This window comes from Pseudomonas sp. S2_A10 (assembly GCF_054668465.1).
In genome coordinates, this window is sequence record NZ_CP162773.1 from 4,475,098 (window position 1) to 4,489,539 (window position 14,442).

At 61.8% G+C, this 14,442-nt stretch carries 14 protein-coding genes; 12 read left to right on the plus strand and 2 right to left on the minus strand.

Translation table 11 applies throughout. The features are described 5' to 3' along the window. Positions 1-165: 165 nt before the first annotated feature. Complete coding sequence (yghU, locus tag AB4N41_RS20115; protein WP_252877976.1) at positions 166-1,005, minus strand: glutathione-dependent disulfide-bond oxidoreductase; 840 nt, start codon at positions 1,003-1,005, stop codon at positions 166-168. Positions 1,006-1,234: 229 nt separating this feature from the next. Next, positions 1,235-1,738: a cupin gene (locus tag AB4N41_RS20120; protein ID WP_252877977.1), complete on the minus strand. Its 504-nt coding sequence runs from the start codon at positions 1,736-1,738 to the stop codon at positions 1,235-1,237. Positions 1,739-1,918: 180 nt separating this feature from the next. On the opposite strand from AB4N41_RS20120, the gene AB4N41_RS20125 reads away from it, so the two are divergent. From AB4N41_RS20125 to AB4N41_RS20180, 12 genes are all read left to right on the plus strand, one after another. Continuing rightward, positions 1,919-3,706, plus strand: coding sequence for a thiamine pyrophosphate-requiring protein (locus tag AB4N41_RS20125; protein WP_041478664.1), 1,788 nt, complete (start codon positions 1,919-1,921; stop codon positions 3,704-3,706). Positions 3,707-3,716: 10 nt separating this feature from the next. Further along, positions 3,717-4,454, plus strand: coding sequence for a DUF72 domain-containing protein (locus AB4N41_RS20130; RefSeq protein ID WP_252877978.1), 738 nt, complete (start codon positions 3,717-3,719; stop codon positions 4,452-4,454). A 74-nt stretch (positions 4,455-4,528) separates the two neighbouring features. After that, complete coding sequence (locus AB4N41_RS20135) at positions 4,529-5,416, plus strand: Dyp-type peroxidase (RefSeq protein WP_076563227.1); 888 nt, start codon at positions 4,529-4,531, stop codon at positions 5,414-5,416. A 9-nt stretch (positions 5,417-5,425) separates the two neighbouring features. Further along, positions 5,426-6,391, plus strand: coding sequence for a Gfo/Idh/MocA family protein (locus AB4N41_RS20140; protein ID WP_252877979.1), 966 nt, complete (start codon positions 5,426-5,428; stop codon positions 6,389-6,391). Between the two features lie 214 nt (positions 6,392-6,605). Next, positions 6,606-7,358 (plus strand): GntR family transcriptional regulator, encoded by a 753-nt coding sequence (locus AB4N41_RS20145; protein ID WP_236169017.1) that lies wholly within the window; start codon positions 6,606-6,608, stop codon positions 7,356-7,358. After that, complete coding sequence (locus tag AB4N41_RS20150) at positions 7,355-9,085, plus strand: fumarate reductase/succinate dehydrogenase flavoprotein subunit (RefSeq protein WP_252877980.1); 1,731 nt, start codon at positions 7,355-7,357, stop codon at positions 9,083-9,085. Before AB4N41_RS20145 ends, AB4N41_RS20150 begins: the two co-directional genes overlap by 4 nt. 27 nt (positions 9,086-9,112) lie before the next feature. Then, on the plus strand, positions 9,113-9,358 hold the full coding sequence (locus AB4N41_RS20155; protein WP_003225615.1) for a 4Fe-4S dicluster domain-containing protein: 246 nt from the start codon (positions 9,113-9,115) through the stop codon (positions 9,356-9,358). Between the two features lie 211 nt (positions 9,359-9,569). Continuing rightward, positions 9,570-10,994 (plus strand): ABC transporter substrate-binding protein, encoded by a 1,425-nt coding sequence (locus AB4N41_RS20160; protein ID WP_252877981.1) that lies wholly within the window; start codon positions 9,570-9,572, stop codon positions 10,992-10,994. A gap of 447 nt (positions 10,995-11,441) precedes the next feature. Next, complete coding sequence (locus AB4N41_RS20165; RefSeq protein WP_056785162.1) at positions 11,442-12,221, plus strand: ABC transporter permease; 780 nt, start codon at positions 11,442-11,444, stop codon at positions 12,219-12,221. After that, a complete protein-coding gene (locus tag AB4N41_RS20170; RefSeq protein ID WP_252877982.1) occupies positions 12,221-13,069 on the plus strand; it encodes an ABC transporter ATP-binding protein in 849 nt (282 codons plus the stop codon). Before AB4N41_RS20165 ends, AB4N41_RS20170 begins: the two co-directional genes overlap by 1 nt. After that, the gene (locus tag AB4N41_RS20175; protein ID WP_252877983.1) at positions 13,066-14,028 is read left to right on the plus strand and encodes a HEAT repeat domain-containing protein; all 963 of its coding nucleotides are present in this window, start codon (positions 13,066-13,068) and stop codon (positions 14,026-14,028) included. Before AB4N41_RS20170 ends, AB4N41_RS20175 begins: the two co-directional genes overlap by 4 nt. Then, positions 14,025-14,303, plus strand: coding sequence for a DUF971 domain-containing protein (locus AB4N41_RS20180; RefSeq protein WP_095179719.1), 279 nt, complete (start codon positions 14,025-14,027; stop codon positions 14,301-14,303). Before AB4N41_RS20175 ends, AB4N41_RS20180 begins: the two co-directional genes overlap by 4 nt. Positions 14,304-14,442 lie beyond the last annotated feature (139 nt).

Below are 14,442 nucleotides of genomic sequence, written 5' to 3' on the forward strand. Positions count from 1 at the left end.
GAGTCAGTTAGTTAATGATTTTTTCACAATTGGATTGATGGCCTTCGGACGCAAATGTGGGAGCGAGCCTGCTCGCGAAGGCGGTGTGTCATTCAACAGATGCGTTGTCTGATACGACGCTTTCGCGAGCAGGCTCGCTCCCACAGGGTTATGCGGTTTTTGCTATCAGTCCAGATCCTTCGCCTCATGCCGCTCCGGCACCTGACTGTCTTCATCACCCCAGGTGCGATTCACTCGCTGCCCACGGATGACCGCTGGCCGCTTGGCGATTTCTTCCGCCCAGCGCTGCACATGGATGTACTCGTGCGCGGCGAGAAATTCCGCCGCCGAGTAAACGTTGTTGCGCACCAGTTGCCCGTACCAGGGCCACACGGCAATGTCGGCGATGGTGTAATCGTCGCCGGACAGATAGGCGTTGTCGGCGAGACGGCGGTTGAGCACATCCAGCTGCCGTTTGGCTTCCATGGTGAAGCGGTTGATCGGGTATTCGAGCTTCTCCGGCGCATACGCGTAGAAATGCCCGAAACCGCCGCCCAGGTACGGCGCCGAGCCCATTTGCCAGAACAGCCAGTTGAGGGTTTCGGTGCGACCGGCCGGATCCTTGGGCAGCAAGGCGCCGAACTTTTCCGCGAGATACAGCAGGATCGAGCCGGACTCGAACACCCGGATCGGCGGCTCGACGCTGCGGTCCAGCAGCGCCGGGATTTTCGAATTCGGGTTGACCTCGACAAAGCCGCTGGAGAACTGATCGCCTTCGCCAATGCGGATCAGCCACGCATCGTATTCGGCCTCGCTGTGCCCGAGTGCGAGCAGCTCTTCGAGCATGATGGTGACTTTGACGCCATTGGGCGTGGCCAGCGAATACAGTTGCAAAGGATGCTTGCCGACCGGCAGTTGCTTGTCGTGGGTCGGCCCGGCGATCGGCCGGTTGATGCTGGCGAAGTGGCCGCCGGACGGGGCTTCGTGTTTCCAGACCTTGGGCGGAACGTAAGACGCATTGCTCATGAAACGGACCTCGTCGATGCTGGGAGAGAACAGGTAGACACCGTAGGGAAAATTTCCGGCGGGTGCCAGCGGTGAGTGCGGTTATTCATATTGAATGATGTAAACCGATCTGCCGCCTTCGCGAGCAGGCTCGCTCCCACAGGGTATGTATTGGACAGAGAAACAGGGTTCACCCGTATTCATTGTGGGAGCGAGCCTGCTCGCGAAAGCGTCGGCAGGGTCGCCGCGCCTAATGGCTCCAATACCGCCCAACTGCACCCCCGACTCCCTGCACCGGATCTGTCTCAGGAAACGCCAGCCCCGCGATCTGCGCCAACTGCGCATCACTCGGCGCGGCCCGGCAAATGTCCGCCTGCTGCCCCGGCGGATAAGCACCCACCACCAGAAGATCCTCACTCGATCCCAGATTGCAGTGCCCGGTTCCGGCCGGCAGCAACAACACATCCCCGGCGCTGACGTCGACGACTTGGCCGTCAGGCCCGCCCAACATCAACCGCGCCTGACCGGCCGCCACGCCAAGCACTTCGTGGCCTTCAGTGTGATAGTGGTGATAGTCATAAATGCCGTAGCGCCATTGCGCCGGCCAGCCATTGGCGCCGAAGGTCTGCTCGAAGCGCGCCGCCGGATCGTCGCCTTCAACGGCAATCGCGCTGCGGTAGATCAGCACTGGCAGACGCGGATTGTTCGGCACCCAGTCATTGCGTTGAAGCAGCAGGGTTTGTACTTCAGTCATGGCCCATCCTCCTTCGATCATTTCTCAATCGACCACAGAGCAGGGCGCACGCCTCAAAAAATCATTGCCGCGCAAACACGGCGCCTAAGTTCATGCCCGGACAATCCAGCGAAACTTCATCGCGCACCGGGCTGTCCAGACCCTTACATGTCCATGCAGCGGTAAATGGCGAGGGTCGAGATGACGATGACAGTAGGTGATTTTCTGGTTGAGCGGCTCAGCGAATGGGGCGTCACGCGAATTTTTGGCTATCCGGGGGATGGCATCAATGGTGTGTTCGGCGCCATGAGCCGAGCCAAAGGCAAAATCGAATTTGTCCAGGCGCGGCACGAGGAAATGGCCGCGTTCATGGCCTCGGCCCACGCCAAGTTCACCGGCGAGCTGGGCGTCTGCATCGCCACCTCCGGTCCCGGCGCTTCGCACCTGATCACCGGCCTCTACGATGCGCGCATGGACCACATGCCGGTGCTGGCCATTGTCGGTCAGCAGGCGCGGACGGCGCTGGGCAGCCACTACCAGCAGGAGCTGGATCTGGTGTCGATGTTCAAGGATGTCGCCGGTGCGTTTGTGCAGCAGGCTTCGGCGCCGTCGCAAGTGCGCCATCTGCTTGATCGTGCGGTGCGCACTGCGGTCGGCGAGCGCCGCGTCACCGCGCTGATTCTGCCCAATGACTTGCAGGACCTGCCTTACGAACAACCGGCGCGTGCCCATGGCACCGCGCATTCCGGCGTCGGCTACAGCAAGCCGAAAGTCGTTCCTTATGCAGCCGATCTGCAACGCGCGGCCGAGGTGCTGAACAGCGGCGAGAAAGTCGCGATTCTGGTGGGTGCCGGCGCGCTGGAGGCGACCGATCTGGTCATCGCCGTGGCGGAAAAGCTCGGTGCGGGCGTCGCCAAGGCGCTGTTGGGCAAAGCAGCGTTGCCAGATGATTTGCAGTGGGTCACCGGCAGCATCGGCCTGCTCGGCACCGAGCCCAGCTACAAGCTGATGAGCGAATGCGACACCTTGCTGATGATCGGTTCGGGCTTCCCGTATTCCGAGTTTCTGCCCAAGGAAGGCCAGGCGCGCGGGGTTCAAATCGATCTGCAGCCGGACATGCTCAGCCTCCGCTATCCGATGGAGGTCAATCTGGTCGGCGATTCAGCGGAAACCCTTGCCGCGTTGCTGCCCTTGCTGGAACAGAAAACCTCGAACAAGTGGCGCAAGAAGATCGAAGGCTGGCGCAGCAGTTGGGAGAAAACCCTGGAAAAACGCGCCATGGCCAAAGCCGATCCAGTCAACCCGCAACGAGTGGTCTACGAGTTGTCACCGCGCTTGCCTGAGCAGGCAATCATCACTAGCGATTCCGGCTCCTGCGCCAACTGGTTCGCCCGTGACCTGAAAATCCGTCGCGGCATGAAATGCTCGTTGTCCGGTGGTCTGGCCTCGATGGGCGCGGCGGTGCCCTATGCGATCGCGGCGAAATTTGCTTACCCGGAACGCCCGGTCATTGCCCTGGTCGGCGATGGCGCGATGCAGATGAACAACATGGCCGAGCTGATCACTGTCGCCAAATACTGGCGACAATGGCAGAGCCCGAAATGGATCTGCGCGGTGTTCAACAACGAGGATCTCAACCAGGTCACCTGGGAGCAGCGGGTGATGGAGGGCGATCCGAAGTTCGAAGCGTCGCAGAGCATCCCGGACGTGCCGTATCACCTGTTCGCGATTTCCATCGGTCTGAAGGGCATTTTCGTTGATCGTGAAGAAGAGGTCGCCGCTGCGTGGGAACAGGCACTCGCCTCGGAAGTGCCGGTGCTGATCGAGTTCAAGACCGACCCGAACGTGCCGCCGCTGCCACCGCACATCAAGCTTGAGCAAGCGAAGAAATTCGCCACGACCCTGCTCAAGGGCGATCCGGACGAAGCCGGGGTGATTGTGCAGACCGCCAAGCAGGTGTTGGGCGCCGTGTTGCCCGGGAAGAAATGACGGTGTGCGCTTGAACGAGTCAACCATCTACATCGGTTGCGCCGGCTGGAGTCTCGGGCGCGAGCACTGGCCGGCATTCCCCGCCGAGGGCACGCACCTGCAACGCTACGCCGCGCGCTTCAACTGTGTGGAGATCAACAGCTCGTTCTACCGCCCGCATCGGCGCCAGACCTACGAGCGCTGGGCCGACTCGGTGGCGCCGGACTTTCGCTTCGCCGTGAAAGTGCCGAAGCTCATCACCCATGAACAGCGGCTGGCGGACAGCGCGGCCGCGCTCGATGAGTTTCTCGGACAGTGCCAGGGCTTGGGTGATCGACTCGGTTGCCTGCTGGTGCAACTGCCACCGAAACTGGCGTTTGAGGCGCCGGTCGCCGAGGCGTTTTTTCGTGCCCTGCGCGAGCGGTTCAAAGGCAGTGTGGTGCTGGAACCGCGACACGAATCGTGGACTGGCGCTGAGGCGATGCTGGTCGATCTGCAAATCGCCCAAGCGGTGGTCGATCCCTCGCGGATCAGCAGCGACACCGCGCCGGGTGGCTGGCAAGGCCTGCAGTATTGGCGCCTGCACGGCTCGCCTCGGATTTATCACAGCGCTTATGAAGCGGCCTATCTGCAACAGCTTGCCCGGAACCTGCTGCGCGCCAGTGCCGAGGGCAAACACATCTGGTGCATCTTCGACAACACCGCCAGCGGTGCCGCCACCGCCGATGCGCTGGCATTGAGGGCGTTGATCGAAGGCGGTGAACGCTGAACGACGACGCTCTCGTTACCCACACAAACGATCCGGCTACAGGTAAACTCCGCGCACTTTTTCAAGGAGTTCACATGAGTTACTACCAGCCGGGCATTCTCGCTACCCCTGTTCCTGCGCAAGCACGTCATCTGTTTTTCGCCCTGGCGTCGGTTGAAGCCTTGCCGCAAGCGATCGACAGCCTGCTGATGCTGGTGGATGGCAAGTCGGCGGTGGTTGGCTTTGGTGAGTCGTTGACCAAGGCGCTGAATGTCGAAATCGCTGGCCTGCGCAGCTTCCCGGCGCTGACCGGCGTTGGCGTGAATAACCCGTCGACCCAGCATGCCCTGTGGATCTGGCTGCACGGTGTTGACCGTGGTGAGCTGCTCAACCGCTGCAACGCTATCGAAGCCGCGCTGGCTCCGGCCTTGCGTCTGGTCGAGATGCAGGAAGCCTTCCGCCACATGGAGGGCCACGACCTCACCGGTTATGAGGACGGCACGGAAAACCCCCACGATGACGCCGCTGTCGCCGCCGCGCTGCTGAGCTCCGGCGCTGACGGGCTGGTCGGTGGCAGCTTCGCCGCGATCCAGCAATGGCAGCACGACCTCAAGGGTTTTCACCGCCTGTCTGCCGGCGCCAAGGACGACATCATGGGGCGTCGCTTGAGCGATAACGAAGAAATCGACGACGCGCCAATCTCCGCCCACGTCAAGCGCACCGCGCAGGAAAGCTTCGCCCCGGAAGCCTTCGTCGTGCGCCGCTCGATGCCGTGGATCGAAGGCGATCGTGCCGGTTTGATGTTCCTCGCCTTCGGCTTTTCGCTGGATGCCTTCGAAGCACAGCTGCGCCGTATGAGCGGTCTGGAAGACGGTATTGCCGATGGCTTGTATCAGATCAGCCGACCAATCACCGGCGGCTACTACTGGTGCCCGCCGCTCAAGGACGGACGCCTTGATCTGCGCGCGTTGCGCATCGGCTGAGGACTGAAGATGAACGTGGTGCGCTGGGGCATGATCGGTTGCGGTAGCGTCGCTGAACGCAAGAGCGGGCCGGCCTTTTACAAGGCGCCCGGTTCGGCGCTGATTGCGGTAATGGGCCGTCGCCTCGAAGCGGTGACCGACTACGCTGCGCGCCACGGCATTAGTCGCGTCTACACCGATGTCGATGCGCTGATCAACGATCCCGAGGTGGACGCGGTGTACATCGCCACGCCGCCCGACAGCCACCACGCCTACAGCCTGAAAGTCGCCGCCGCCGGCAAGCATTGCTGCGTGGAAAAGCCCATGGCACTCAACGCCGGGCAAAGCCGCGAGATGCAGCAAGCGTTTGCCGCTGCCGGTCTGCACTTGTTCGTCTCGTATTACCGCCGCTCGCTGCCGCGCTTTGCCCAGGTGCGGCATTGGCTGGAGGAGGGCCGCATCGGTGATGTCCGGCATATGAGCTGGACGCTGACCAAAGCGCCGTCGCCGGCTGATCTTGAGGGTCGGGATAATTGGCGCACCGACCCTGCGGTGGCTGGCGGCGGTTACTTTGCCGACCTGGCCAGCCATGGCCTGGACCTGTTCCAGTATCTGCTTGGCGACATCGTTGAGGTCGCCGGTTTCACCGCGCGTCAGGCGGGTCTGTACGCCGCCGAAGATGCGGTCAGCGCCACTTGGCGATTCGCCTCCGGGGCGTTGGGCACGGGCTGCTGGAACTTTGTTGCGGATCGCCGTGAGGATCGCGTCGAGATTATCGGCAGCAAAGGACGGATCGGTTTTTCGGTGTTTGACGAGCATCCGGTGCAGCTGTTTGCCGACGAGCAGATCAGCCTGGAGATTGCCCATCACGAGCATATCCAGTGGCATCACGTGCTGGGGATGAATGCGCATATTCGTGGTGATTCACAGCATCCCGCCGTGGCCGAGCAAGCCGTCAAGACCGATTGGGTAATGGACTGGATCCTCAAACGCTGAATAGCTCACGATCCCCGGTGGGAGCGAGCCTGCTCGCGAATGCGGTGTGTCAGTCACGGGGGTAATGACTGACAGAATGCTTTCGCGAGCAGGCTCGCTCCCACAGGTCTTCCGGCGCAACACGCATCTAAGGTTATGCCCAAACAATATTTCTCAACCTCTTCATAACGTCTCTAAGATCACGTCATAACTCGTTATGACAAGTGATCCCGTGATGACCGATAACGTTCTCTCCCTCAGTAGCGTTCCGCTGCACACCCAACTGCGCGACGTCCTGCGTGCGCGGATTCTCGACGGTGAATACCCGCAAGACAGTCAGATGCCTTCCGAAAGCGAGCTGGGTGCGCTGTTCAAAGTCAGCCGCATCACCGTGCGCCAGGCCTTGGGCGATCTGCAGAAAGAAGGGCTGATCTTCAAAATCCATGGCAAGGGCACCTTTGTCGCCAAGCCGAAAACCTTTCAGAACGTCAGCAGCCTGCAAGGCCTCGCCGAGTCGATGACCGGGCGCGGCTACGAGGTGATCAACCGCCTGCGCAGTTTCAAATTCATTCCGGCCGACAAGCGTGTGGCCGAGCGTCTGCAGGTGGCCGAAGGTGAGATCGTCGCGCAGATCAAACGCGTGCGCCTGATCAACCGCGAGCCGATCTCGCTGGAAATTACCTACCTGCCCAAAGCCGTCGGCGAACGGCTGGAGAAGGCTGATCTGGTCACTCGCGACATCTTTCTGATTCTGGAAAACGACTGCGGCATCGCCCTCGGCCACGCCGATCTGGCCATCGATGCGGTGCTGGCCGACAGCGACCTGACCCAGGCACTCAGCGTCGAAGCGGGCTCGCCGATCATGCGCATCGAGCGCCTGACCCACGATGCCCACGGCCAGCCGCTGGACTTCGAACACCTTTATTACCGTGGCGATGCGTTCCAGTACCGCCTGCGGATCGACCGGCAAAAAGGGGAGCAGGCATGACCCGCAACGTTCTAGAACAGGAATACGACATCGTCGTGATTGGCGGCGGTACGGCCGGGCCGATGGCGGCGATCAAGGCCAAAGAGAAGAACCGCGATTTGCGCGTTTTGCTGGTCGACAAGGCCAACGTCAAGCGCAGCGGCGCGATCAGCATGGGCATGGATGGCCTGAACAACGCGATCATCCCCGGCCACTCGACACCGGAGCAGTACACCAAGGAAATCACCATCGCCAACGACGGCATCGTCAATCAGGCGGCGGTCTACGCCTATGCGACGCACAGTTTTGAAACCATCGAACAACTCGACCGCTGGGGCGTGAAGTTCGAGAAAGACGAGACCGGTGACTACGCGGTAAAAAAGGTCCACCACATGGGCGCCTATGTGCTGCCGATGCCGGAAGGGCACGACATCAAGAAAGTCCTGTATCGGCAGTTGAAACGTGCGCGGGTGAGCATCACCAATCGCCTGGTATGCACGCGTTTGTTGACCGACGAGGAGGGCGCGATCAACGGAGTGATGGGCTTCGATTGCCGCACCGCCGACTTCCATGTGATCAAGGCCAAAGCAGTGATTCTCGCCTGCGGCGCGGCCGGACGCCTGGGTCTGCCATCGTCTGGCTACTTGATGGGCACCTACGAGAACCCGACCAATGCGGGCGACGGCTACGCGATGGCCTATCACGCCGGTGCTGAGCTGGCCAATCTCGAGTGCTTCCAGATCAACCCTTTGATCAAGGATTACAACGGCCCGGCTTGCGCCTACGTCACCGGCCCGCTGGGGGGCTACACCGCAAACAACAAGGGCGAACGCTTCATCGAGTGCGACTACTGGAGCGGACAGATGATGTGGGAATTTCACCAGGAACTGGAGAGCGGCAACGGTCCGGTGTTCCTCAAACTCGATCACCTGGCCGAGGAAACCATCCAGAACATCGAGGAAATCCTGCACAGCAACGAGCGCCCGAGCCGTGGCCAGTTCCACGCCAACCGTGGCACCGACTACCGCACGCAGATGGTTGAAATGCACATTTCGGAAATCGGCTTTTGCAGCGGCCACTCGGCGTCCGGCGTGTGGGTCAATGAGCGTGCCGAGACTTCAGTCAAAGGCTTGTACTCGGCCGGCGACATGGCTGCAGTGCCGCACAACTACATGCTTGGCGCGTTCACTTATGGCTGGTTCGCCGGGCACAACGCGGCGGAGTTTGTCGCCGGTCGCGAGTTTTCCGCACTGGACAGCGAGCAGATCGCCAAGGAGAAAGCCCGGGTCTACGCGCCGCTCGACCGCGAACACGGCCTGCCACCGGCGCAGGTGGAATACAAGCTGCGCCGCTTCGTCAACGACTACCTGCAACCGCCGAAAGTGACCAAGAAGATGCAGATCGGCCTGCAGCGTTTCAGCGACATCGAGCACGATCTTGAGCAGATGAAGGCCAGCAATGCTCACGAATTGATGCGCGCCATGGAAACCAGCGTGATCCGCGACTGCGCCGAAATGGCCGCCCGCGCGTCGTTGTTCCGCGCCGAAAGCCGCTGGGGCTTGTACCACTATCGCGTCGATCACCCGCAACGCAACGACGCCGAGTGGTTCTGCCATTGCCATCTGAAGAAGGGCGAGGACGGGCGCATGACCAGTTTCAAGAAAGCCGTCGAGCCTTACATCATCCCGCTCGATGCCGAAGAAATGCAGGCCTACGACCGCCTGCGGGTCGGCGCCTTCGCCGCTTGATGCATCACTAGAAAGAGAGTCCGAACCATGGCTTATCAAGCTCAGGAAATCTTCTTCCGCTCCAACGCCCCGGTCACCGTGGACGAGGACAAATGCATCGCCGAAAAGGGCTGCACCGTGTGCGTCGACGTCTGCCCGATGGACCTGCTGGCGATCAACCCGGCCACGCAAAAAGCGTACATGGCATTCGATGAATGCTGGTACTGCATGCCGTGCGAGAAGGATTGCCCGACGGGGGCGGTGAAGGTCGACATCCCCTATTTGTTGCGTTGACCCCAAATCCATTGTGGGAGCGAGCCTGCTCGCGAAAGCAATCGTTCGTTCAACAATGATGGTGACTGACCCGCCGCCTTCGCGAGCAGGCTCGCTCCCACATTGCAATTGTGATTATCCAATAGCCATCCGGTGAACCCCGGACGCTGAATGCAAAACACCCCTCGTTTCCCACCGCGCCCTGATCGCGGCGGAGACGAACTTCAAACAAATGATTCGAGGGGAAACACTCATGTTGCGTGCAGCACTTGCCGGTCTGGTACTGGCTTCATTCACCTTGTCGGCCTCGGCCGAAACCATCCGCATCGCCATCGGCACTCAGGACACCACCATCAACTGCGCCGCCGGTGGCCTGTTGATCCGTGAACTCGGTCTGCTGGAAAAATACCTGCCCCACGATGGCGCCTACAAAGACGCGAAGTACGATGTGCAGTGGAAGAATTTCACCAGTGGCGCGCCGCTGACCAACGAGATGGTCGCCGGCAAGCTCGACTTTGGCGCCATGGCCGATTTCCCCGGTGCGTTCAATGGTGTGGCGTTCGAAACAGCGGGCAAGCACAGCCTGTTCATCAGCGTGCTGTCGGGCAGCATCAAGGGCAGCGGCAACGGCATCGTCGTGCCGAGCGCCTCGGCCGTGCAGAGCTTGAGTGAACTCAAGGGCAAAACCATTTCGGTGCCATTCGCCTCGACGGCTCACGGCATGTTGCTTCGCGCCGTGGCAGAGCAGGGCTGGGACCCGCTCAAGGATGTCAACATCATCGCTCAGCCACCGGAAGTCGCCGGCTCGGCATTGCAGGCCGGGAAGATCGACGCCCACGCCGATTTCGTGCCGTTCGCCGAGCTGTTCCCGAGCCGTGGTTTCGCCCGCAAGATCTACGACGGCGCCCAGGCCAACGCGCCGACTTTCCATGGCGCACTGGTGGATCAGGCCTACGCCAGGAAGTACCCGGAAATCGTCGTCGCCTATTTGCGCGCGAGCATCGAAGCCAACCAACTGCTTGCCGCCGAACCCGAGAAGTACAGCGAACTGATCGCCAAAGTCACCGGCGTCGATGCCGAGGTCAACTACCTGTTTCACGGCCCGCTCGGCGTACAGACCCGCGACCTGAGCTGGAAACCTGAATACCGCCAGGCTGTCGGTACCGCCATCGATACCTTGAAGCTGCTGAAGAAAGCCGATCGCGGGCTCGACCTGAACAGCTTCATCGACGACCAGTACATCCGCGCCGCCTTCAAGGCTGCGAACCTCGATTACACCGCGCAACTGGCCAACTACGCGCAGACGCCATTGCCGGGCGTGGATGCGGCGACGGGCAGAGCCATCACCGACGTCAGCCATGTCGCGGAAATCTGGGTGCGCGGTGAGGAAAAAGTCCGCCGTTACGGCTCGGCTGAAGCGGCCTTCATCGCGTTGGCAGGGTTGAAGCAGGAGGGCAAGAACATTCGCGCGGTATATGCGCAGGCCAGTGACAGCGGGATCAAGTTGCTCGCCGAACAAGCGTGGTTTGCCAGCGATGCCAAGGGTCGCCTCAGCGCATTTCTGCTCAAGGGCCAGGCCCAGCACTACGCTGCGGCGCAGGGTGGCAAGGTGTTCGACTTTAGCGATGCCACTGCGCAGGTTGTTGCTGCGCGCTGAAGATCAAAAGCCCCTCACCCTAACCCTCTCCCAAAGGGAGAGGGGGCTGACCGAGTTGTTGGTGAGAGATACGCCGACGTGAATTACCGAGTCGAACTGAGGTCTGCAAGCGCTGAGATCAAAAGCCCCTCACCCTAACCCTCTCCCGGAGGGGAGAGGGGACTGACCAAGTTGTTGGTGAGAGATACGCCGACGTGAATTACCGAGTCGAACTGAGGTCTGCAAGCGCTGAGATCAAAAGCCCCTCACCCTAACCCTCTCCCGGAGGGGAGAGGGGACTGACCGAGTTGTTGGTGAGAGATACGCCGACGTGAAATATCGAGTCGAACTCAGGTCGTGAAAAGCACGCAAATCGGCTCCCTTTCCCCCTCGCCCCCCTGGGGGAGAGGGCTGGGGTGAGGGGGTAAATCTCAGCCATCACACAGAACCCGAACTGGAAACCGGACTATGAAAACACCGTTGCGCTGGACATCAAGAGCCGCCTCACTGCTGCTCTGCCTGCTCTTCTGGCAACTCGCCGCCAGCCACGACTGGAACCTCGGCCTGGTCACCTTTGCCAACGTGCCGACGCCACTGGCGGTGATCGAAGCCGCACTGGGCCTGGGCGACTCCGGCAAACTCTGGCAGCACTTGAGCAGCAGCCTCGGCCGCGTCTTCGCCGGCTATCTGGCGGCGCTGATCATCGGCATCGCCCTGGGCCTGGCCATCGGCCGGTCGAAATGGGCTGAAGACATTTTGCTGCCACCGCTGGAAGTCCTGCGCCCGATCCCCGCCGTGGCGTGGATTCCGCTGGCGATCCTGATGTTTCCATCCTCGGAATTGTCGATGGTCTTCATCACCTTCACTGGCGCGCTGTTCCCGATCCTGCTCAACACCGTGCACGGCGTCGAACGCGTTGATCCACGCCTGATCGCCTCGGCAAAGAGCCTCGGGGCAGGGCGTCGGGCGATTCTGCTGGAAGTAATCCTGCCGGGCGCTGCGCCGAGCATCATCACTGGCCTGGCGATCGGCATGGGCACGTCGTGGTTCTGTCTGGTGACGGCAGAAATGATCTCCGGGCAGTTCGGCATCGGTTACTACACCTGGGAGTCCTACACCATTCAGAACTACGCCGACATTGTCGTCGGCATGCTCCTGATCGGCGTGTTGGGCATGGGCAGCAGTTGGCTGATCAAACGCCTGGGCGGCTTGTTCACGCCTTGGCATCGACCGCGAGGCAAAGCCTGATGAGCGTGATGCAAACCCCGGAAGGGCGGATCGACATTCGCCAGTTGTCCATCGTCCTCGGCCAGGGCCGCGAAGCCTTCGAAGCGGTGCAGGGCCTCGATTGCCAGATCGAATCCGGCCAGTTCGTGTGCATTCTCGGCCCGTCCGGTTGCGGCAAGTCGACCTTGCTCGGCGCCCTGGCCGGCCACTTGAATGCCAGTACCGGCAGCCTGAAAGTCGACGGCAGCGCGGTGACCGGCCCGTCGCCGCAGCGCGGCATGGTGTTTCAGCACCACACGCTGTTCCCGTGGCGCACGGTGCGCGACAACGTCGCCTTCGGCTTGAAAATGCGCGGGGTCGGCAAGGCTGAGCGCCATCGCGCCGCTGACGACATCCTCAAACTGGTCGGCCTCGAAGGCTTCGCCGAGCGCTGGCCGGATCAACTCTCCGGGGGCATGCAGCAACGGGTAGAAATCGCCCGGGTGCTGGTCAATCGCCCGCGCCTGTTGCTGATGGACGAACCGTTCGGCGCGCTGGATGCGCTGACCCGTCTGAACATGCAGGAACTGCTGCTGGACATCTGGACGCGCATCCGCACCACGGTGGTTTTCGTCACCCACGACATTGACGAGGCGCTGTTTCTCGCCGACCGCTTGCTGGTGATGAGCGCGCGACCGGGGCGAATTATCGAAGATTTGCCTCTGGACTTTCCGCGTCCGCGCACCAGTGAACTGGTGACCAGCCCGGAATTCGCTCGCCTCAAGCGCCACTGCCTCGACCTGCTGCGCCACGACAACGACCGACCGCTGCCGCGCCTCAATCCGCTCGGCCTGCCTCCTGAAAACCCTTTGCCGCGATTTGCCTTATGACCTCTATTTTTGCTGTGACAGACAACGAAGACATCCGCGCCCTGCAACCGCGCCTGACGGCGGAAGATCCCGGCGTGCGGCGCATTGCCCTGATCGATCTGGCCGATCTCGAAGAACCGGATGGCTTGCTCTGGCTGGTTGATCGACTTCGTCAGGATCCTGCCAAGGATGTTCGCGCTGAAGCTGCGCGATTGCTTGAAGCGTGGGAGGACGATGCGGTCGTGCAAGCCTTGTGCGAAGCGCTGACGGATACGTCGCCCGCTGTGCAATCGGCAGCGGCGCAAAGCCTGAGCCTGCTCAAGACTGCAGCGGCGGGGCGCGTGATTCTGCCGTGGACCGAACATGCCGATGTCAGTGTGCGCATAGCCGCATTTCGGGCGTTGCGAGAATTGCGCTTTGCCGAGGCCGCGCCGGCTGCTGTCGCGGCATTGGAAGATGCCGATGCTCATGTTCGGCGCGAAGCGGTTGGCGTGCTCGGCTGGCTCAAACAGCTCGACGCGCTGCCAGCCCTGGCGCAACTGGCCAGCGACGACCCGGACACCGAAGTGCGCCGCGCCGCGACAGGTGCGCTGGGTCTGGCCAGTGGCGCCGAAGTATTGCCGGCGTTGCGCCAGGCTTTGCACGACCCCGCCTGGCAAGTGCGCGAAGAAGCCGCGACGACACTGGGCAAGGTTGGCCACAGCGACGCCGGCCCGACCTTGGTCGAAGCGCTGAGCGATGATTACTGGCAAGTGCGCCTGCGCGCCGCTCGCAGCCTTGGCCGCTTGCGTTTCGTCCCGGCGCTGGACGCGCTGATCGACACTCTCGGCCACCGCATCAGCAACCTGCGCAAGGAGGCCGCGCTGGCGCTTGGAGAGTTGAACGATCGCGGCGCCGTGGCCGCGTTGCAGGCAGCGCAGGACGACGGCGACCCGGAAGTGCGCAAAGCCGTGCGCATCGCGTTGAGTCAGCTGCAATGAATCCGCTGTCGGTGGGCAACTCGCAGAGTGAGCGCACGTTACACCTGAGCTGGCCGGACGGGCGCGAATCGCTGCTCAAGCATGCCGATCTGCGCCGGCAATGCCCTTGCTCGCAATGCCGCGCATTTCGCCTGCGCGGTGTCACGCCGCTGGTTGATGATCGCGTGCGCCTGATCGAACTCAACCCGCAGGGTTATGGTGTGCAACTGGTGTTCAGCGACGGGCATCAACGCGGGATTTATCCGTGGGAGTACCTGGCGCAACTGGCTTCCTGACCTTATCCGATGATCGTTCCCATGCTCCGCGTGGGAATGCAGCCCGTGACGCTCCGCGTCACTGGACGCGGAGCGTCCCTTGAGGCATTCCCACGCAGAGCGTGGGAACGATCAGATCGCAGCCTTCGGCAGCTCCCTG

Bases quoted from the DNA above. Each gene is read 5' to 3' on its own strand.
- AB4N41_RS20135 (WP_076563227.1), top strand. From the start codon at position 4,529: ATGAGTTACTACCAGCCGGGCATTCTCGCTACCCCTGTTCCTGCGCAA.
- AB4N41_RS20140 (WP_252877979.1), top strand. From the start codon at position 5,426: ATGAACGTGGTGCGCTGGGGCATGATCGGTTGCGGTAGCGTCGCTGAA.
- AB4N41_RS20175 (WP_252877983.1), top strand. From the start codon at position 13,066: ATGACCTCTATTTTTGCTGTGACAGACAACGAAGACATCCGCGCCCTG.
- AB4N41_RS20145 (WP_236169017.1), top strand. From the start codon at position 6,606: ATGACCGATAACGTTCTCTCCCTCAGTAGCGTTCCGCTGCACACCCAA.
- AB4N41_RS20150 (WP_252877980.1), top strand. From the start codon at position 7,355: ATGACCCGCAACGTTCTAGAACAGGAATACGACATCGTCGTGATTGGC.
- AB4N41_RS20120 (WP_252877977.1), bottom strand. From the start codon at position 1,738: ATGACTGAAGTACAAACCCTGCTGCTTCAACGCAATGACTGGGTGCCG.
- AB4N41_RS20125 (WP_041478664.1), top strand. From the start codon at position 1,919: ATGACGATGACAGTAGGTGATTTTCTGGTTGAGCGGCTCAGCGAATGG.
- AB4N41_RS20170 (WP_252877982.1), top strand. From the start codon at position 12,221: ATGAGCGTGATGCAAACCCCGGAAGGGCGGATCGACATTCGCCAGTTG.
- yghU (WP_252877976.1), bottom strand. From the start codon at position 1,005: ATGAGCAATGCGTCTTACGTTCCGCCCAAGGTCTGGAAACACGAAGCC.
- AB4N41_RS20155 (WP_003225615.1), top strand. From the start codon at position 9,113: ATGGCTTATCAAGCTCAGGAAATCTTCTTCCGCTCCAACGCCCCGGTC.
- AB4N41_RS20180 (WP_095179719.1), top strand. From the start codon at position 14,025: ATGAATCCGCTGTCGGTGGGCAACTCGCAGAGTGAGCGCACGTTACAC.
- AB4N41_RS20160 (WP_252877981.1), top strand. From the start codon at position 9,570: ATGATTCGAGGGGAAACACTCATGTTGCGTGCAGCACTTGCCGGTCTG.
- AB4N41_RS20165 (WP_056785162.1), top strand. From the start codon at position 11,442: ATGAAAACACCGTTGCGCTGGACATCAAGAGCCGCCTCACTGCTGCTC.